General features: G+C 71.9%; 19 protein-coding genes. 15 read left to right on the forward strand and 4 right to left on the reverse strand.

What is annotated here, in order from left to right; all coding sequences use genetic code 11:
* Positions 1-5 precede the first annotated feature (5 nt).
* Genes SVTN_RS38630 through SVTN_RS38680 form a run of 11 tightly spaced genes read left to right on the forward strand, consistent with a single transcriptional unit; the run spans position 6 to position 10,434 of the window.
* Complete coding sequence (locus SVTN_RS38630; protein ID WP_041133227.1) at positions 6-812, forward strand: MlaE family ABC transporter permease; 807 nt, start codon at positions 6-8, stop codon at positions 810-812.
* A gap of 1 nt (position 813) precedes the next feature.
* A complete protein-coding gene (locus SVTN_RS38635; protein WP_041133228.1) occupies positions 814-2,067 on the forward strand; it encodes an MCE family protein in 1,254 nt (417 codons plus the stop codon).
* Positions 2,064-3,119, forward strand: a complete 1,056-nt coding sequence (locus tag SVTN_RS38640) for an MCE family protein (RefSeq protein WP_041133229.1) — start codon at positions 2,064-2,066, stop codon at positions 3,117-3,119. Before SVTN_RS38635 ends, SVTN_RS38640 begins: the two co-directional genes overlap by 4 nt.
* Complete coding sequence (locus tag SVTN_RS38645) at positions 3,116-4,165, forward strand: MCE family protein (protein ID WP_041133230.1); 1,050 nt, start codon at positions 3,116-3,118, stop codon at positions 4,163-4,165. The genes SVTN_RS38640 and SVTN_RS38645 overlap by 4 nt, the downstream gene beginning before the upstream one ends.
* Positions 4,162-5,226, forward strand: a complete 1,065-nt coding sequence (locus SVTN_RS38650) for an MCE family protein (RefSeq protein ID WP_041133231.1) — start codon at positions 4,162-4,164, stop codon at positions 5,224-5,226. The genes SVTN_RS38645 and SVTN_RS38650 overlap by 4 nt, the downstream gene beginning before the upstream one ends.
* Positions 5,223-6,452: an MCE family protein gene (locus tag SVTN_RS38655; RefSeq protein ID WP_041133232.1), complete on the forward strand. Its 1,230-nt coding sequence runs from the start codon at positions 5,223-5,225 to the stop codon at positions 6,450-6,452. Before SVTN_RS38650 ends, SVTN_RS38655 begins: the two co-directional genes overlap by 4 nt.
* The gene (locus SVTN_RS38660; RefSeq protein WP_041133233.1) at positions 6,449-7,723 is read left to right on the forward strand and encodes an MCE family protein; all 1,275 of its coding nucleotides are present in this window, start codon (positions 6,449-6,451) and stop codon (positions 7,721-7,723) included. Before SVTN_RS38655 ends, SVTN_RS38660 begins: the two co-directional genes overlap by 4 nt.
* Positions 7,720-8,232, forward strand: coding sequence for a hypothetical protein (locus SVTN_RS38665; protein WP_041133234.1), 513 nt, complete (start codon positions 7,720-7,722; stop codon positions 8,230-8,232). Before SVTN_RS38660 ends, SVTN_RS38665 begins: the two co-directional genes overlap by 4 nt.
* Positions 8,229-8,981 (forward strand): hypothetical protein, encoded by a 753-nt coding sequence (locus SVTN_RS45975; RefSeq protein WP_041133235.1) that lies wholly within the window; start codon positions 8,229-8,231, stop codon positions 8,979-8,981. Before SVTN_RS38665 ends, SVTN_RS45975 begins: the two co-directional genes overlap by 4 nt.
* A gap of 26 nt (positions 8,982-9,007) precedes the next feature.
* Complete coding sequence (locus SVTN_RS38675; RefSeq protein WP_041133236.1) at positions 9,008-9,550, forward strand: hypothetical protein; 543 nt, start codon at positions 9,008-9,010, stop codon at positions 9,548-9,550.
* 50 nt (positions 9,551-9,600) lie between these two features.
* Positions 9,601-10,434 carry a hypothetical protein gene (locus SVTN_RS38680; protein WP_041133237.1) on the forward strand — a complete coding sequence of 278 codons (834 nt, stop codon included), beginning with the start codon at positions 9,601-9,603 and terminating at the stop codon, positions 10,432-10,434.
* Positions 10,435-10,481: 47 nt separating this feature from the next.
* Here SVTN_RS38680 and SVTN_RS38685 read toward each other — a convergent pair whose 3' ends face one another.
* On the reverse strand, positions 10,482-11,039 hold the full coding sequence (locus tag SVTN_RS38685) for a hypothetical protein (RefSeq protein WP_245727816.1): 558 nt from the start codon (positions 11,037-11,039) through the stop codon (positions 10,482-10,484).
* 201 nt (positions 11,040-11,240) lie between these two features.
* Here SVTN_RS38685 and SVTN_RS38690 point away from each other — a divergent pair, with 201 nt between their 5' ends.
* A complete protein-coding gene (locus SVTN_RS38690; RefSeq protein WP_041133239.1) occupies positions 11,241-13,568 on the forward strand; it encodes an LPXTG cell wall anchor domain-containing protein in 2,328 nt (775 codons plus the stop codon).
* Positions 13,569-13,684: 116 nt separating this feature from the next.
* The gene (locus SVTN_RS38695) at positions 13,685-14,233 is read left to right on the forward strand and encodes a GNAT family N-acetyltransferase (RefSeq protein ID WP_041133240.1); all 549 of its coding nucleotides are present in this window, start codon (positions 13,685-13,687) and stop codon (positions 14,231-14,233) included.
* Between the two features lie 29 nt (positions 14,234-14,262).
* On the opposite strand, the gene SVTN_RS38700 is transcribed toward SVTN_RS38695, so the two are convergent.
* On the reverse strand, positions 14,263-14,970 hold the full coding sequence (locus SVTN_RS38700) for a TetR/AcrR family transcriptional regulator (protein WP_041133241.1): 708 nt from the start codon (positions 14,968-14,970) through the stop codon (positions 14,263-14,265).
* A 127-nt stretch (positions 14,971-15,097) separates the two neighbouring features.
* Here SVTN_RS38700 and SVTN_RS38705 point away from each other — a divergent pair, with 127 nt between their 5' ends.
* Both SVTN_RS38705 and SVTN_RS38710 read left to right on the forward strand, forming a co-directional pair.
* The gene (locus SVTN_RS38705) at positions 15,098-16,327 is read left to right on the forward strand and encodes a saccharopine dehydrogenase family protein (RefSeq protein WP_041133242.1); all 1,230 of its coding nucleotides are present in this window, start codon (positions 15,098-15,100) and stop codon (positions 16,325-16,327) included.
* A 140-nt stretch (positions 16,328-16,467) separates the two neighbouring features.
* The gene (locus tag SVTN_RS38710) at positions 16,468-16,896 is read left to right on the forward strand and encodes a hypothetical protein (RefSeq protein ID WP_218922737.1); all 429 of its coding nucleotides are present in this window, start codon (positions 16,468-16,470) and stop codon (positions 16,894-16,896) included.
* Positions 16,897-16,989: 93 nt separating this feature from the next.
* On the opposite strand, the gene SVTN_RS38715 is transcribed toward SVTN_RS38710, so the two are convergent.
* Together SVTN_RS38715 and SVTN_RS38720 are read right to left on the reverse strand one after the other, a co-directional pair.
* Complete coding sequence (locus tag SVTN_RS38715; protein ID WP_041133243.1) at positions 16,990-18,015, reverse strand: TolB-like translocation protein; 1,026 nt, start codon at positions 18,013-18,015, stop codon at positions 16,990-16,992.
* Entirely contained in the window at positions 18,012-19,316 is a 1,305-nt protein-coding gene (locus SVTN_RS38720; RefSeq protein ID WP_063782314.1) for an MFS transporter, read from the reverse strand. The genes SVTN_RS38715 and SVTN_RS38720 overlap by 4 nt, the downstream gene beginning before the upstream one ends.
* Position 19,317: the final 1 nt, after the last annotated feature.

The raw sequence follows: 19,317 nt of genomic DNA on the forward strand, positions 1-19,317 counted from the left end.
GACCGATGGCCTCCCCGTTCGTCTGGCTCGACCGGTCCGGTGACCAGCTCCTGTTCTACGTCCGGGCCCTGCTCTGGATCCCGCGTACCCTGCGCCGCTACCTCAAGGAGGTGCAACGGCTGCTCGCCGAGGTCGCCTTCGGCTCCGGCGGCCTCGGCGTCATCGGCGGCACCATCGGCGTCATGATCGCGATGACGCTGTTCACCGGCACCGTCGTCGGCCTCCAGGGCTACGCGGCCCTCGAACAGATCGGCACCGCCGCGTTCACCGGATTCGTGTCCGCCTACTTCAACACCCGCGAGATCGCCCCGCTCGTCGCCGGACTCGCCCTCTCCGCGACCGTCGGCGCCGGATTCACCGCCCAGCTCGGCGCCATGCGCATCAACGAAGAGGTCGACGCCCTCGAAGGCATGGGCATCCGCTCCATGCCGTACCTGGTCACCACCCGCATCATCGCCGGCGTCGTCGCCATCGTCCCGCTCTACGCGATCGGCCTGCTCTCCTCCTACCTGGCCTCCCGCTACGTCACGGTCCTCTTCAACGGCCAGTCCCAGGGCACCTACGACCACTACTTCAACCTCTTCCTGTCACCGACGGACGTCATCCTCTCGGTGCTGAAAGTGCTGATCTTCAGCGTGATGGTGATCATCGCCCACTGCTACTACGGCTTCCGCGCCTCCGGCGGCCCCGCCGGCGTCGGCATCGCCGTCGGCCGCTCCGTGCGCAACGCCATCGTGCTGATCAGCGTCACCGACTTCTTCCTGTCGCTGGCCCTCTGGGGCGCGACCACGACCGTGAAGGTGGCGGGGTGAGATGAGCGACTCAACGGCCGAGACCCTCCGCCGCCGGTTCGCCGGCGTCGTCTTCCTGCTTGTGCCCGCCCTCCTCGCCTCCCTCGCGGTCGCCGTCTACGACAAACGCTTCACCGACTCCGACCCGATCACCGTCGAGACCGGCAGCGTCGGCAACGAGATGCACCTCGGCGCCGAGGTGAAGCTCCGCGGCGTCGTCATCGGCGAGGTCCGCGCCATCGACGCCGTCGACGGCGGAGCCCGGCTCACCCTCGCCATGCGGCCCGGCACCCTGCGCCACGTCCCCTCCGACGTCCGCGCGCAGATGCTGCCCACGACCCTCTTCGGCGAACGGTTCGTGGCACTCGTACCGCCCGCGACCCCCTCCGCGAAGACGCTCGGCCCCGGAGACGTCATCCCCGAGGACCGGTCGAGCAACGCCGTGGAACTCCAGCAGGTCCTCGACAACGTCCTGCCCCTGCTCACCGCCGTCCAGCCGCAGAAGCTGTCGGCGACCCTGTCCGCCGTCTCCAAGGCCCTCGAAGGACGCGGCGACAAGCTCGGCGAGACCCTCGCCGAACTCGACGCCCACCTGCGCGAGTTCAACCCCCACCTGCCCGCCCTCACCCGCGACCTGAAAGAACTCGTGAAGGTCAGCCACCTCTACGCGGACGCCGCCCCGGACATCGTCACGGCGCTCACCGACTTCACCACCACCAGCGGCACCCTCGCCGAGAAGGAGGGCGAGTTGGCCGGTACCCTCGGCGCCACCACCCGGACGGCCCAGGACCTGACCGCCTTCCTGCGGCAGAACAAGAACAACATCATCCGCCTCAGCGCCACCGGCAGGCCCACCCTGGAACTCCTCGCCGAGTACTCCCCGTCCTTCCCCTGCACCCTGCGCACCCTCGCCCAGTTCGTGCCCGCGATGGACAAGGCGCTCGGCAAGGGCACGAACCGGCCGGGACTGCACGTCGAGGTGACCACCGTCCCCTCGCGCGGCGCGTACGTCCCCGGCCGCGACACGCCCTCGTACGGCTCCGGCGGCGGCCCGCACTGCTACCCCGTGCCCTACCTCGGCGTCCCCGTCGCGCCCGCCACGCGCGCGTCCGCCGCGGCCGACCAGGAACTCGGCCCCGCCAACTCCCCGCAGGAGAACGACCTCGTCAACGAACTCCTCGCCCCCGCCGCGAAGAAGGCACCCGGCGACCTGCCGGACTGGAGCAGCCTCCTCGTCGGCCCCGCGTTCCGCGGTGCGGAGGTGACCCTCCGATGACGACGAGACCCTCCCACACGCGCCGCCGCGGCCTGACCGGGACCGTGCTGAAGTCCCTCGCGTTCGTCCTGGTCACGGCGCTCGCCACCACCGTCCTCGGCTTCAGCATCGCCAACACCGGGACCGGCTCCGCCACCCGCTCGTACAAGGCGCTGTTCACCGACGTCACCGGGCTCGTCGAGGGCGACTCCGTGCGCATCTCCGGAGTGAAGGTGGGCGAGGTGACCGACGTGCGCGTCGTCGAGCGGCGCACCGCCCAGGTCACCTTCACGGTCCGCGAGGACCGCACCCTGCCCAGGTCGGCGACCGCCGCCGTGAAGTACCTCAACATGGTCGGGCAGCGGTACGTCTCCCTCGGCCGCGGCACCGGCGACCTGACCGGCACCCTGAACGCCGGAGACACCATCCCGCTCGACCGCACCACCCCCGCACTCGACCTGACCCTGCTGTTCAACGGGTTCAAGCCACTCTTCGAAGGCCTCTCGCCCGCCGACGTCAACGACCTCGCCGGCTCCCTCGTGCAGGTCCTCCAGGGCGAGAGCGGCACCGTCGACAGCCTCCTGAGGCACATCGGCTCCCTCACCAGGACCGTCGCCGCCAAGGACAAGGTCATCGGCGAGGTCGTCACCCACCTCAACACCGTCCTCACCACCCTCAACAACCGCGAGGCCGCCTTCGGGGACCTCGTCGTCACCCTCCAGAAGCTCGTCACCGGCTTCAACACCGACCGCAAACCCCTCGGCGAGGCGGTCAAGGCCATCGGCGACCTCACCACGACCACCGCCGGACTCCTCCAGGAGGGGCGCGCCCCCCTCAAGAAGGACATCCGCGAACTCGGCCGCCTCTCGGGCACCCTCGGCGACCACACCCCCGCCATCGAGGCCTTCCTCGCCCACACCCCCGGCAAGATGACGGCCCTGGCCCGGCTCTCCTCGTACGGATCGTGGTTCAACCTCTACCTCTGCGAGGCGCGCGTGAGCGGCGTGGGAACCTCCGACGGCTCCAAGCCGCCGACCGGCATCACCGTCACCGAACCGAGGTGCCGCGGATGAGCCCCCGCCCCCGGCCGAAGCCGGTCAAGGAACGCAGCCCGGTCGCCGTGGCCGTCGTCGGACTGCTGATCCTCGCCCTGACGGCCGTCCTGGCGTACAACGTGGAACGGCTCCCGCTCGTCGGCGGCGACACCGCCTACAGCGCCGACTTCACCGAGGCCGCCGGACTCGACGCCGGCGACGAGGTCCGCATCGCCGGCGTCAAGGTCGGCAAGGTCACCGAGGTCGCCCTCGACGGACCCAGGGTCAAGGTGACGTTCGAGGTCGGCGACGCCTGGATCGGCGACCGGTCCACCGCCGCCATCGCCATCAAGACCCTCCTCGGCGAGAAGTACCTGGCGCTCGACCCGCTGGGCTCCGCCCCGCAGGACCCCGGCACCCGCATCCCGCAGTCCCGCACCACGTCCCCGTACGACGTGACGCAGGCCTTCCAGGACCTCAGCGGCACCGTCGACGCCATCGACACCGAGAAGCTCGCGGAGAGCTTCCGGACGATCTCCGACACCTTCAAGAACTCGCCGCCGCACGTACGCAACGCCGCCACCGGCCTGTCCGAACTGTCGAAGTCCGTCTCCAAACGCGACACCGAGCTCGCCCGGCTCCTGGAGAACAGCAAGAAGTTCACCAAGACCCTGAAGGACAAGAAGTCCAGCTTCGAGATCCTCATCGAGGACGGCGGCTCGCTGCTCGGGGAGCTCAAGAAGCGCCGCGAGGCCATCCGCGCCCTGCTCAAGGGAAGCCGGGAGCTGGGCACCGAACTCGGCGGCCTCGTCGGCGACAACGACCGGCAGCTCGGCCCCACCCTGAAGGCCCTCAGCCGCGTCACCGGCGTCCTGGAGAAGAACAGCGGCCAGCTCGACAAGACCCTCGCCCTCGTCGGCCCGTACTACCGGCTCGTCGGCAACACCCTCGGCAGCGGCCGCTGGTTCGACACCTACCTGTGCGGCGTGGTGCCCCGCACCTATCTGCCCGAGGCCTCGCAGCCCACGTCCGGATGCCTGCCGCCGAAGCAGACGGCGACGGCCAAGGGGAGCGGTGAACGATGACCAGACCAAGAAAGCCCCTCGTCGCCGGGCTCGCCCTCGCCGTGCTCGCCGCCACCGGCCTCGTCGCCGTACGCGCCCTCGACGACGACGGCATCCGCGTCACCGCCTGGTTCGACCGGGCGGTCGGCATCTACGCCGGATCCGACCTGCGCGTCCTCGGCGTACGCGTGGGAGAGGTGGAATCCGTGGAACCGCAAGGCACCCGCGTACGCGTCGAACTCCGCCTCGACGAGGGCGTACGCATCCCCGCCGACGCGCGGGCCCTCGTCGTCGCCCCGAGCATCGTCGCCGACCGGTACGTCCAGCTCGCCCCCGCCTACAGCACCGGCCCCACCCTCGCCGACGGCGCCGAGCTGCCCGCCTCCCGCAACCGCACCCCCGTCGAGATCGACCAGCTCTACGACTCGATCACCGAACTGAGCAAGGCACTCGGCCCCGACGGCGCCAACTCCACCGGAGCCCTCTCCGAACTCCTCGACACCGGAGCGAAGAACCTCAAGGGCAACGGCACGGCCATCGGCACCTCCATCGAACAGTTCGGCAAGGCCGCCAAGACCCTCGACGGCAGCAGCGAGGACCTGTTCACCACCCTCGGCCAGCTGCAGACCTTCACCACCATGCTCAAGAAGAAGGACGGCGACGTCCGCACCGCACAGGAACGCCTCGACGAGGTCGTCGGCTACTTCGCCGAGAACAAGAACGACCTCGCCGGCGCCCTCAAGGAACTCGGCACGGCCCTCGCCCAGGTCAAGACGTTCATCAAGGACAACCGCGGCGAACTGAAGAAGAACGTCGACCGGCTCGTGCCCCTCACCCAGACCCTCGTCGACCAGCGGGCCTCCCTCGCGGAGGCGCTCGACGCCGCCCCGCTCGCCGCGGGCAACGTCGTCAACGCCTACGACAAGGACACCCGCACCCTCGACGGCCGCGCCGACCTCAACGAGATCAGCATGGGCGGCCCCCTGCTCCCGCTGCCGGTCACCGGCGCCTCCTCCTCGGCCGGCACCGGAACACCGGGGACCGGCGGCCCCACGGCGAGCACCGGAGAGGAGGAGCGGTGAACCGCGACAGCCTGCCCTCCCGGAAGGCCGTCGGGGCCGGAGCCGTCGGAGCGGTCGCCCTCGGCCTCGGGCTGGCCTTCGTCCTCGGCGCGGTCCCCGCGAACCCCGTCCGGTTCGACGGCATCGAGGACCTCCCGCTGCCCGGCGGCGCCGACCTCGGCTCCCACCCCTACACGGTCACCGCCGAACTCGACGACGTACTGAGCCTCGTGCCGCAGTCCGCGGTCAAGGTCAACGACGTCGCCGTCGGCCGCGTCACCGCCATCGACCTGGGCACCGGCACCTGGTCCGCCCGCGTCACCCTGAAGATCAACGGCGACGTCCGGCTCCCCGCCGACGCGAGCGCCCGCCTCGAACAGTCGAGCCTCCTGGGCGAGAAGTACATCCAGCTCGTCGCCCCCCGGAAGGACAGCGGCGCACGCCTCACCGACGGCAGCGTCATCCCGCTCGCGCGCACCAGCCGCAACACGGAGGTCGAGGAGGTCTTCGGCGCGCTGTCCCTGCTGCTCAACGGCGGCGGCGTCAACCAGCTCAAGACCATCACCCGGGAACTCGACGCGGCGCTCGGCGGACGCGAGCCCGAGGTCCGCTCGATGCTGAACCGCGTCAACACCCTGGTGACGAACCTGGACGCGCACCGCGGCGACATCACCCGCGCCCTCGACGGCGTCAACCGGCTCTCCGCCACCCTCGCCGGCCGCAAGAAGGACGTCGACACCGTCCTCACCGGCCTCTCGCCCGGCCTGAAGACACTGGAGAACCAGCGAGGATCCCTCCTGACCATGCTGCGCGCCCTGGACACCCTCTCCGGCGTCGCCGTCTCCACCGTCGACGCGAGCAAGAAGGACATGGTCGCCGACCTCAAGGCCCTCGCACCGACCCTGACGGCACTCGCGGACGCCGGCGCCGACCTGCCCGACTCCCTCCAGGTCCTCCTCACGTATCCCTTCACCGACGAGGTGATGCGCGGCATCAAGGGCGACTACCTCAACACCTATCTGCACCTCGCCGCCGCCCCCGGAACCGAGGTGATCCCGCCCCTGATCCCCAGGACCGACACCACCCCGACCCCCTCCCCGCCGGCCCCGGACCCGACCACCCGGCGGCGAACGGGAACGAAGGGCACCGCGCAGAGCCCGCGATCGGCGCTGCCCCTGCCCCCGGTCACGACCGGCACCCCGTCGGCGTCCGCCACCACACCCAAGGACGGAGGCGAGAACCGGTGATCACCCGCACCGTACGGCTGAAGAACCTCGCGTTCCTCGTCATCGCCGTACTCGTCCTCGGCTTCGTCGGCGTCCGCTACGCCGACCTCGGCCGCTACACCGGCGTCGCCGACCACTACACCGTCCGCGTCCACCTCGCCCGTACGGGAGGCCTGTTCACCCACTCCGACGTCACCTACCGGGGCGTCTCCGTGGGCCGCGTCGGAGCCATCGACCTCACCGCCGACGGAGTCGTCGCCGAACTGCGCATCAAGAAGTCGGCGCCCCGGATCCCCGCCGACGCACGCGCCGTGGTCGCCGGACTCTCCGCCGTCGGCGAGCAGTACATCGACCTGCGCCCCGAGAGCGACGGCGGCCCCTTCCTCGCCGACGGCGCCCGCATCGAACAGTCCGACACCGAAGTGCCGGCCCCCGTCACCGACGTCCTCGCGAGCATGAACGACCTCACCCGCTCCGTACCCCTGGACTCCCTGCGCACGGTCGTCGACGAACTCGGCAAGGCCTTCGAGGGACACGGCGACGACCTCCAGGTCCTCCTCGACAACGGCAGCCGGTTCGTCCGGGCCGCCGACCGGTCCCTGCCGGCCACCACCCGGCTCATCGACGACGGCGAGGTCGTCCTGCGCACCCAGGCCGACGAGAGCCGCGCCATCCGGGACTTCGCCACCGGCGCCCGCGACCTCGCCGCCACCCTCAAGGGCTCCGACGCAGACCTCCGCCGCCTCCTCGCCGTCACACCCGACGCGACCGGCCAGGTCAGCGGCCTCCTGCGCGACCTCGACCCGAGCCTCGGCGTCGTCCTCGCCAACCTCCTCACCACCTCGGAGATCGCCGTCACCCGGCAGCGCGGCACGGAGGAACTCCTCGTGAAGTTCCCGGCGGCCGTCTCGGCGGGAGCCACCACCGTCGACGGAGGACACCTGAACGTCGGCATGGCCGTCACCTTCTTCAAGCCGCTGCCCTGCACCTCCGGATACGGCGGTACGCGCTACCGCAACGGACTCGACCTGGGGACCGCGCCCGCCCTCAACACCGGCGCCTCCTGCGCCTCCCCGGCCTCGACCGGCGTCAACGTACGCGGCTCGGCCCACGCCCCCGAGGGCGGCGGCGTGCCCACCCCCGCCCGGCCCGGCTCCCTGCCCTCCGGCAGCGCGCGCACCACGGCCGGCTCGCAGCCGCCCCTGCCCGGCGCGCTCGCGCTGCCCGGCCAGACCGGCGGACCGACGGACATGGCCGGCCTCCTCGGCCTGAACACCGGGAGCACACGATGAAGCGCGCGAAGGCCCTGGGCGTCACCGCCCTCGTCGCCGCCCTCGGCTTCTGCGGGACCGGCGCCTGGACCTACGCCCAGGCCCGCACCGACGAGGAGCTCGCCTTCGGCCGGGAACGCGACACCGCGCTCGCCGAGGGCCGCAGCCGCATCACCGTCCTGAACACCCTCGACGCCTCCACCCGCGAACACGCCGAAGCGGGCATCCGGGCCTGGCGCGACGCCGCCACCGGACCGCTCCGCACCGAACTGGGCCGCACCCGGCCCACGGTGGGCGCCTCGGCACGCGCCACGGTCACCGAGGCGGCGCTCACGGCACTGGACGCGAGAGCCGGTACGGCGAAACTCATCGCGACCGTACGCGTCGACGTCACCCCCCGCGGAGCCACCACCGCGACCACCGACCGCAAACGCCTGGAGGCCGTCCTGACCCGCACCGGCGCGAACACGTGGAGGGTGGCGGCCCTGAGCGCGGTGCCCGTCGCCGGAGCGGAGGGCGGGGACCGATGACGCGACTGCTGCGCGAGACGACCGACGGGGGAGAGGCCCGGGGCGCGACGGAGGAGGACGTCAAGGGGGCCGAGGAGTCCACGGACGAGGACGCGCCGTCGGTCACGGCCACGGACGGCAAGGGGCCCACGGACGAAGGCACGCCGACGGCCACGGACGGAGACGGCAAGGGGCTCGCGGAGGCGGAGGCCTCGACGGCCACGGACGGAGACGGCAAGGGAACCACGGCCAAGTCCGGCCGCCGTTCCGCCGCCGCGTGGCGCAGGGGTGCCCTCGCCGCCGCCCTCACCGTCCTCCTCCTCGGCGGGAGCGGGTTCTTCCACGCCGCCCACCAGCTCCGTTCGACCCGGTCGGCGAGCAACCACGCGCTCACCGACACGGAGGCCACCACCCGCGTCGGCGGCGATGTCGCCGAAGGCCTCGCCCGGGTCTTCTCCTACACACCTGCCGACACCGACGCCGCCGAACGATCCGCCCGCACCGTCCTCGCGGGACGCGCAGCCCGCCAGTACGGCGAGCTGCTCGCCCAGGTCCGGGCGAGCCTGGACAAGCAGCGCATCACCCTCTCCACCCAGGCCGTCCGCACCGGGGTGATCGAACTCGACGGGGACAGCGCGCGCCTCCTCGTCTTCCTCGACCAGACCTCACGGCGGGACAAGGCCGCCGCCACGTCCGCCGCGGCCCAGCTCACCGTCACCGCGAAGTACCAGGGAGACCGGTGGCTGATCATCGACATCAAGGCCCGCTGACGATGAGCGGGAGACGGGAGAACCCCATGACACGCCAGGTCCGCGCCTCGGCGGGCAACCGGCCGGCCCTGGCCGTGGCCCTCGTGCTCACCCTGGTCGCGGGGGGCTTCGCGGCCTGGGAAGGCCGGAGCTGGTACGCCGCGGCCCACGACGACTCCGCAGCGTACGCCGCCCAGCGCGACCGGGCGCTCGCGGCGGGGGAGCAGGCCGTGCAGAACCTCAACACGCTCGACCACCGGCGCGTGGACCAGGGGCTCGACCTCTGGGAGACCTCGACGACCGGCGAGCTGCACAAGCAACTGGTCGACGGAAGACCGGAGTTCACCCGTCAGGTGAAGGCGGCGAAGACGGTGACCACGGCCCGGGTGCTGTCCGGCGCCGTCACCGAACTCGACGACCGGGCGGGGCGGGCCCGACTGCTCGTCGCGCTGCGCATCACCGTCACGACGCCCGACAGCAAGAGCTCGGAGAAGGACAGCCGCATGCTGGGCGAACTCACCCGCGCCGACGGCCGGTGGAAGCTCAGTGGACTGGGGCAGGCCCCCGTGGGCGGCACGGCGACCGGTTGACCGGACCGTCCCGTACGCGAGAGCCACAAGCACCCGAAAGGACACGCACGATGCCGACGCCCCGCCACCACCTCAACCACCGGCGCCGCCGCCAGGCCCAGGCCCTCGCCGGCCGGCCGACCTCCGCGCCGAGGTCCCACACGCCCGTCGGCCTCCTGACCGAGCCCGACGCCGAGTCCGACCCGGGGCCCCGGCGGCGACCGGCGCCGGAGCCCGCACGAGGAAAGACGGGAACGCCGAGCGAAGAGGCCACTGCCGGCCGCCCCGACGCCCCGCGAACGGCGGCCGCCGCCCGGACGGCGAAGGACGGGCCGCGGCCGCGTCACCTCGCCCCCCTGGTGATCCTCTGCCTCCTGACCCTCCTCCTCGGAGGCTTCGCCGGATGGGCGCACAGCAGGGCCGGAGAACTGCGGGACGACCCCGCGCGCGGCAACACGGCTCTCACCGACCTCGCCCGTACCAGTGAGATCAAGGGCCAGACCGCCGCGGCCGTCGCCGCGCTCTTCTCGTACGACCACGCCGACACGGGCCCGTTCGAACGGGCCGGGAAGACCCTCCTCACCGGCAAGGCCGTGGCCCAGCACCGGACGCTGTTCGCCGGAGTGCTCGCCCAGGCGGCCCGACAGAAGACGGTGATCACCACGACGGTCACCGACAGCGCGGTCGAGCGGATCGACGGCGACCGGGCCCGGGTCCTGGTCTACGCCGACCAGAGCAGCGTCAGCACGGCGGGCACCGGCAAGACGGGCTCCGGGAAGCAGAAGCAGAAGCCGAAGGAGCAGGCGCAGGACCAGGGCGTCTACGCGGGCGCGATGTTCGCCCTGGACGTCGTGCACCGCGACGGCCGCTGGCTCGTCGAGAACATCGACACCTTCGGCCGCTGAGCGGTGGTCCCGCCTCCGCCGAGGGCCCCTCGGCGCACGCGCCACCCCTACTCGTGCCCGTAGTCGTCCAGTTCGCTCCGCAGCGAGCCCTGGCCGGCCGTGGCGCCCCCTCGCAGGAGGGTGAGGAAGCTGCTGAGGGGGTGGTGTCGGGGGCGGGCGTCGTAGTCGATGCCCTCGGGGTCCTCGTACGCGTACAGGCGAGTGAAGGGCACGATCACGTAGGGGCGTTCGGACCAGGGGTGGGTGTCGGAGGGGTCGGGGTCCATCCGCCACTGCGTGCCGCGGGTGCGGTTGTGGACTTCACCGACGTACCAGCACGCGACCTGGACCAACGGCGTGTGCTCGTGGGCGAACAGGTTCTCGGTGGAGGTGACGTGCTCGCGGATGAGGGCTTCCACGCGGTCGAGGGAGCGTTCGCCGAAGTCCCATCCGCCGCCGTGGCGACGGCTCCAGTCCTCGAAGCCGCCCCGCTGCTCGTCCAGCCAGGCCGTGAGGCGGGGGTTGTCCGCGTGCTCCTTGTCGATGCGCTCGGCGACGGCGTGCTCGTCCTCTTCCCCGCCGTCGCCCTCGTCCTCGTCCTCGTGGTCCCAGATTTCATCGCTCACAGCAGCTAAGCCTAGACCCCTTGTGACGGTAAGCATCGGGAATCTGCACGGAGTTGACACACGACGCGCCTCCGAAACCGCATTGCGACGGCAAACCGGCGTCCTAGGATCGGACCGCTTGTGCGGCGCCCACATGAGCAGCGGGGGCCCTGGTGCCGCACAGCCGGACTCTGACCCGTGGGGCTCCCGGGGGAAAGCACTGTGAAGCCAGCACGAATAGCACGCCGCTGGCGTGCGCTCAGGAACAGCCTGCTCGCGCTCGCCTGCGCCACCGTCATCACCGTCACCGGCCAGCCCGGCGCCGGCGTCGCCGAAGCCGCGCCCGCGCCGCCGAAGCTGAAGCCCGGCAAGCGCTGTGACGAGCTGTACGGGGTGAAGGACGTCCCCACGGGCGGCCTGCCCCAGGGGGACGCCTCTCGGTCCGTGGACCGCTGGGACACCTACGAGTACACCAACCCCGGCCTCCAGTTCGACGGCCTCAACCCCACCCAGGCCGAACTGAACGCCGCGGGCACCGACTACAAGAAGTACGACCACAGTGACCCGCGCCGCATCTACGCCCGCTTCAACGCGCAGAAGCGGTGGAAGGACTTCCGGGACTACCTGTCGAAGGTCTACATCCCGAACCAGGGCTACGACGCCCGCGGCAAGGCCTTCATGGGCAAGGTCGTGCGCGAGATGGGTCTGACGGGTCCGGACTGGATCTGCGAGAAGGAGTTCTGGTTCAAGGACCCCGACACCGGCGACCGCCACAAGCGCCGGCTCGACGCGTACAACAAGCGCACCCGGGAGATCGTGGAGGCCAAGTCCAACGGCAGCCCCGACGGCCGTGAGAAGCCCGCGGACCGCGCCTGGGCCAAGAACAGCGGCTGGCGCTCGTACAAGTACACGTACGTCTTCGCCGAGAACCAGACCCGCGACGCCAAGAACTTCATGCGGGAGCTGAAGGACACCGCGGGCAAGGACGCGCTCGGCCGCGACCGGGTCCGGACCTACGACTACCAGTCCCACCACAAGGGCCTGGCCCCCAAGGGCACCGAGAACGGCCCGTACCGCGCGAACGGCACGACGATGTCGCCGGGCAACGGCACCTCCACCGGGTCCCGCGGCTCCGGCAACCAGGTGATCAACCAGTCACCGGCGAACCCGCAGACCCTCAAGGAACAGCTCGACCGGCTGGGGAAGACCGGGCAGCGTTCCCTGATGAACCGCGGCCTCGGGGGCATCGACTTCACCACCCTCGACCTGCGGTACATCGGCAAGGGCAAGAGCGGCAAGGGCCTGGACTACGCCTTCTCCGCCAAGTCCGTGGAGGACGAGTACGCGGCCGGCTGGGGCGGCCAGGAGAAGGGCAACCTGATCTCCGACGCGTTCTTCACCTGGCTCGCCCTGGACCCGTCCACGTTCTGGGTGAACCTCAACCCCGACGAGCCGAACCGCATCATCGACGCCGACTTCGGCAGGACCGACGCCGGCCGGGTGCTCCTGGAGGCGGACCTGGAGCTGAAGCACGACATCTTCAAGGCCATGGACCCGGAGACGGAAGCCGGCCGCAACTTCATGAACGCCCTGCCGAAGCGCAACGGCTTCCCCTGCTGGGCCGGCTTCCGCTACTGGATCGAGCCGGAGACCGCGGTCGTGCGGGAGCAGGACGGCGGCATCCACATCCTCGACACCCCGCTGAAGCTGTCCACGGTGCCGCAGGAGACCCACACGCAGCCGCCCGGCGGGAAGGGCTGCGACCTCACCGAGGCGGAGACGCAGCAGTCCGACCGCGTCCTCGACCGCTACATCACGCCGCTGGTCGCGGAGAAGGTCAACAACGGCGACTACTACGCCGACCTGCGCCGCGTCTACACCGCACGCGTCGCCGCCGAATGGGTGCGCCAGAACGCCGCCGACATGCCCGCCGAGTACCGCAGGATCATCAACAGCAACGACGTGAAGCGCTGGCCGCTGCGCGCCCCGCACCAGAACTGGACGGGCAAGCAGGTCTGGGACCGCTACTACAAGGCGTTCACCGAAGGCACCTTCAAGTACAAGTGGGACAACGGCGAGGACGTCTACGTCTACACCGTGGGCGGGGTCGACTTCTCCAAGCAGCCCAAGCGCAACATGAACCCGGTGCGCTTCCGCACCGAGCAGCGCTACAAGCCCCGCACCGTCGGCTTCGCGGTCGACACGATCGCGGACGACCCGAACAAGGAGGGCTACCTGATGTTCGGCGGCAACAGCGCCGGACGCTCCGAGGCCGGCACCCCCACCCCCACGCCGACCGGTACCGGGAAGCCGACCCCGACCCCGACCGGCACGGGGACGCCGACCCCGACCCCGACGGATCCGGCGCCGACGGCGAGTCAGTCCCCCGGGGCCACCACCCCGCCCGCCCCTGAGGACCCCGACGGCGACCTCGCCGACACCGGCAGCAGCACCCCCGTCGGCCTGATCGGCGGCATCGCGGCCGCCGCGATCGCCGCGGGCGGCGCACTCGTCTGGTGGCGCCGCCGCCGGACGAACACCCGGAGCTGACCGCCGCCGGGCGAACACCCGGAGCCGACCGGTACAGCTCAACCGGTACAGCTCATCCGTGGAGCAGGAGAGGGGTCCTTCCCGTACGCGGGGAGGACCTGCTCTAACGTTGGCCCATGCCCACGATGCCGTCACGAGTCGAACTGCACCCGCTCACCCTCGCCGACCAGGAGGAGTTCTGCACGCTCGTGCGGGCCAGCTCCGCCCTGCACCGGCCGTGGATGCAACTGCCCACGACAGCGGAGGACTTCCAGGCCTGGATGCACCGCTTCGACGACGGCACCAACCTGGGCTTCCTGATCCGCGTCCGGGAGACCGGCGAGGCCGCGGGCACGGTCAACATCAACTCGATCATCCGGGGCCGCTACCAGGGCGCCTCCGTCGGCTATGCGGCCTTCGCCCCGTCCGCAGGGCACGGGTACATGACCGAAGGGCTCGCCGCCATCCTGCAGTACGCCTTCACCGATCTGCGGCTCCACCGACTGGAGGCCAGCATCCAGCCGGGGAACAAGGCGTCCCTGGCCCTGGTCCAACGCCTCGGCTTCCGCTACGAAGGGGTCTCGCCCGCCTACCTCTACATCGACGGCGACTGGCGGGACCACGAACGCTGGGCCGCCACCGCACCCCACCCCTGGACCCCCGATCCGTCCCTCCCCGAGGTCTGAGCCGCACGGCGCCGCTTCCGCCCCACGCGCTACTGCCGCGAGGCGGCCAGCTGGGCCTCCGCCCTGACCAGGAGCGTGTCCAGGACGACGGGATAGGCGCTGTCGTTCATCCGGTCCGCGAGCAGGTGCGCGGTGGCGGCGATGTGGGGATGGGTCTCGGCCGGCAGCCGGGCGTAGGTGGTGGTCCACATCTCCTCGTCCGCCTCCCTGATCTCGTCCTTGACGGCCAGCGCGCCCGCGTCCAGGGCGGCGAAGGCCAGGGCCAGGTCGATGAAGGCGTGGTACACGCCGACGGCGGCCGCGTCGCCGAAGCCCGCGCCGCGCAGGATGCCGAGGATCGTCTCGTCCACCTCGATCTCCCGGGGCCGGCCGGTGACGCGGCTGGCGGTCAGCAGGGCGGCCTGGGGATGGGCGAGGTAGGAGGCGTGGATCGCCAGGCCCAGCGCCCGCAGGTCGGCACGCCACTCACCGGAGGCGGTCCAGCTGTCCAGGGCCCGCCCCATCAGCTCCTCGCCGATGGCCCGGGTCAGGCCGTCCAGGCCGGCGAAGTACCGGTACACGGTGCTCGGGTCGGCGCCGAGAGCGGCACCGAGCCGGCGTGCGGTCAGTCCGGCGCTCCCGTGTTCGCGCAGCATCCGCAGCGCCGTCCGCACGATCAGCTTCTCCGACAGCACGGTGCCCTGCCGGGTCGGCCGCCGCCTGCGCCGTTCCGCCTCCGGAACCACCTTCTTCGGCATCGCGCCACCACCTCGCCGCTCCTCGCGCCCCTTATGCCAACACCGTAGACCTTAACCGCGGGGGTCGTGTTCCATCGAGACGTCCCCGGGCGATCGCCCGGACCGACTCGACGAAATGGTGTGTGACATGCGTGTACTTCTCGTGGGTGCGGGCGGCGTCGGAACCGCCGTCACCCGTATCGCGGCCCGCCGTGACTTCCTGACCCACATGGTCGTCGCCGACTACGACCCGGCCCGCGCGGAGGCCGCCGTCGCCGCGCTCGGCGAGCAGGAGAACCGGTTCAGCGCCCACCGCCTGGACGCCTCCGACGAGGCCGCGGTCCGCCGTCTCCTCACCGAGGAGAACTGCGACGTGCTCCTCAACGCGACCGACCCCAGGTTCGTGATGCCCCTGTTCAACGCGGCGCTCGCCGCCGGCGCGCACTACGTCGACATGGCGATGTCACTGTCCGTGCCCCACCCGGCCGCCCCCTACGAGCAGTGCGGGGTCAAGCTCGGCGACGAGCAGTTCGCCCTGGCCGAGGCCTGGGAGGAGGCCGACCGCCTCGCCCTGGTCGGCATGGGCGTCGAGCCGGGCCTGTCGGACGTGTTCGCCCGGTACGCGGCCGACGAACTCTTCGACGAGATCGAGGAGCTCGGCGTCCGCGACGGCGCGCACCTCACCGTCGAGGGGTACGACTTCGCGCCCTCCTTCAGCATCTGGACCACCATCGAGGAGTGCCTCAACCCGCCCGTCGTCTACGAGAAGGACCGCGGCTGGTTCACCACGGCGCCCTTCAGCGAGCCGGAGGTCTTCGACTTCCCCGAGGGCATCGGCCCGGTGGAGTGCGTGAACGTCGAGCACGAGGAGGTCCTCCTCATGCCCCGCTGGGTGGACGCGCGCCGGGTGACGTTCAAGTACGGCCTCGGCGACGACTTCATCGCCAAGCTGAAGACCCTCCGCGACCTGGGCCTCGACTCCACGGCGAAGGTCACCGTCCCCGGCGCGGACGGGCCCGTGCGGGTCTCCCCGCGCGACGTGGTCGCCGCCTGCCTGCCCGACCCGGCCACCCTGGGCGACCGCATGAGGGGCAAGACCTGCGCGGGCACCTGGGTCAAGGGAACCAAGGACGGCGCGCCGCGCGAGGTGTACCTGTACCACGTCGTCGACAACGAGTGGACGATGCGCGAGTACGGTTCCCAGGCCGTGGTCTGGCAGACCGCCCTCAACCCGGTGATCGCCCTGGAGCTGATCGCCGACGGCACGTGGAAGGCGAGCGGCGTCCTCGGCCCCGAGGCCCTGCCGCCCCGCCCGTTCCTCGACCTGCTGGGCGCGTACGGCTCCCCCTGGGGGCTGCGCGAGGAGCAGCGGCACTGACCCGGGGCAGGGCCCGCGCCGGATCAGGTGGAGCCGACACGGCCACTGATCCGGCCAAACTCCCCTCGGACCGAGGCCCGTCGGGGCCTGCTCTGCGACGATGACCGGCGACCACCCCCTGCTGCGGAGCGGAGCACAGTGTGACCACGACACACCTGAGTTCGGCCGTCATGACCCACCCCGTACGCCTCGCTCAGGCGAAGGAGCTGGTCGCCCGGCTGGGGCTCGACCACCTGGTCGTCGACCCCGACCCGGACGGCCCGCCCTCCGCCCTCCGCACCGCCCTGCTCGCGTGGGCGGCCGCGGATCCGGGGGCCGGCCACCACCTCGTCGTCCAGGACGACGTCGACGCGCCCGCCGAACTCCTGGAGATCGTCGCCCGGGCCGCCGCCCGGTTCCCCGACGAGGCGCTCGTCCACTACACCAACCGGCACGCCCGCAACGGCGCCGCCGCCCGCCTCGCCGCCCTCGACGGCGTCGTCACCTCCACCTGGCTGCGCGGCGAGAAGATCGCCGACCACGGCACCCTCACCGAGCCCACCGGCCGCCTCCTCGAAAGGGACAACTGACACCGGCGCTGTCCGAAGTGCCGACCGAGGCGGTGTCGCCGAGAGCGGCGGCCGGGGCGTGAACCGTCTCGTGCGAGTCCCGGCCCCGGCCCGTCACTTCAGGAACGCCGGCGCCAGTGCCGCCGTCAGCAGGCGCTTCGGCGCGCCCGAACCGTCGGCCGGGACGCTGTAGAGGTCGGCGCCGTAGTCGCCCGGCAGGGAGTAGGAGACCGTGCGGTCGTCGAGCCAGACGGCCTGGTCGTCGACGCTGCGGGACTCGGCGAGCGCGGTCTCCCGCAGGGTGGCCAGGTCCAGGACGTACTCGTGCCAGGGCGCGTCGACGGGGGCGCCCGCGACGCGCTTCTTGTAGACGATCCGGGTCTCGTCGGGGGAGAGGGACGGGCACTCGACGTTCCGGTGGAGGGTGGTGACCGTACGGGCCGTCAGGTCGCCGCGCACCAGGTAGGTCTGGCCGGCGGTCGCCATGGTGGCGTAGAAGTGCCGGTCGTCGCGGGAGAAGGTGACGCCCCAGAAGTTGGTGTCGGCGGCGTGGTACTCCTTGCCGTCCTTCACCACCCGGAACTCCTCCAGGGACGTGGTGAGCCGGTCCGTCGAGGTGTCCAGGAGGGCGGTACGGGTGGAGAAGCTCGCGCTGGCGTACGAGTCGCCGCCGACGAACACCGTCCACGCCACCAGCCGGCCCGACGGCGAGACCCGGGCACGGGTCGGGATGCCGGGCAGCGGGTAGTGGGCCCGCTCCTTGAGCGCCGAGTCCAGGACGACCGCCCGGTAGGTGTCGTCCACGGCGCCGCGCACGGCCTGCAGGCAGATCCCGGTGCCACCGGCCGAATGGAAGCGCAGACACTTCACTCCGGAAGCGGTCCGTGGACCGGCAGGGGCACCGGCCGGCACGGTGACCAGTTCGTCGCGGTGCGGACCCCAGGCCATGTTGCGGAACACGATCCGGCGGTCGGCGCCGGCCGCGAGCGAGACCCGCCCGGATCCGATCGCCGGGCCGCCCGCCTGCGGGCGGTCCTTCTCGGCGGCCCGGTCGGCCGCGTGCAGCAGCGACGCGGCGGCCACACCGCCGAGCACGGCGAGCGCGGCGAGCAGGACGAGCAGTTTGTTGCGCAGGGTCATACGGGCGTTCCCTCCGGAACGGTGGGGGTGGGCGAGGCGGTGTCCCGGTCCGCGGGCCGCAGGGCGAACGCCGCGGCCGCGCACACCGCGAGCACGGCCGTCGCCGCGCCGACCGCCCAGCGGTCGCCCCACGCGGTCCAGGCCGCGCCGAACGCGATCGAGCAGCCGAACCGGGCGAGCGCCTGCCCGGTCTGGATCAACGCGAGCCCGGACGACCGGAGTTCGGCCGGTACGGAGCCGGCCGCCGCAGCCATCAGCACGCCGTCGGTCGCCGCGTAGAAACCGCCGTGCAGCGCCAGGACCAGATAGGGGAGCGCGGGGCTCTGCCAGCCGCTGAGCAGCGCCCCGTACACGAGCAGCAGGGCGGCGTGGCCGCCGAGGAACACCCGCCAGCGGCCGACCCGGTCGGCGAGCCGGCCCAGCGGCACGGCGAGCAGCAGGAAGGCGGCGGCGGTGCCGATCGGCAGCAGCGCGAACCAGCGGTCGGTGACGCCGAGGCGCCGCTGCAGCAGCAGGTAGACGAAGGAGTCGCTGACCGTCGCGAGTCCCAACAGGAAGGCGCACAGGGCGAGTCGGCGCACGTCGGACACCCGCAGCAGGGCGAGCGCGGCCTTGAGCGAAGCGCGCGGCGCGCCTTCCGACGGCACGGCCAGGGGCTTGGGGCGCGAGGGTACGAACAGCAGCAGAACGAGCACGCCGAGCGCGGCCACGCAGAAGCTGACCGTGAACACGGCGTCGTAGCCGTCCGCCACCTGGCGGAGGATCAGAAAGGCGACGAGCGGGCCGATCAGGGCGCCCGCGGTGTCCATCGCCCGGTGCACGCCGAAGGCCCGGCCGCGCGACTCCTCCGGCGACGCGAGCGAGATCAGCGCGTCGCGCGGCGCGGTCCGCAGGCCTTTGCCGGTGCGGTCGGCGGCGAGCACGGCGCCGATCAGCGGCAGTGAACCCGCCACCAGGAGCAGGGGCTTGCACAGCGCGGAGAGGCCGTAGCCGAGCGCCGCCACCGTCTTGTACCGGCCGCCGCGGTCGGCGAGATGGCCGCCGGCGAGCCGGACGAGCGCGCTGAAGCCGTTGTACACGCCGTCGAGCAGGCCGAAGCCGAGCGGCGAGAGGCCGAGCCCGGCGACCAGGTAGAGCGGCAGCACGGCCGTGACCATCTCCGAGGACACGTCCGTGACGAGGCTGACCGTGCCGAGCGCGAGCACGGTGGGCGCGACGGCGGCGCGCCGCCCGGGACCGAGGTCCCGGGCGGCGGCCGTCGCGGCCGTCGCGGGAGTGCTGCGACTGTCCGCTACGTACACG

Origin of the sequence: Streptomyces vietnamensis (assembly GCF_000830005.1) — a bacterium.
GTDB classification, from domain to species: Bacteria; Actinomycetota; Actinomycetes; order Streptomycetales; family Streptomycetaceae; genus Streptomyces; species Streptomyces vietnamensis.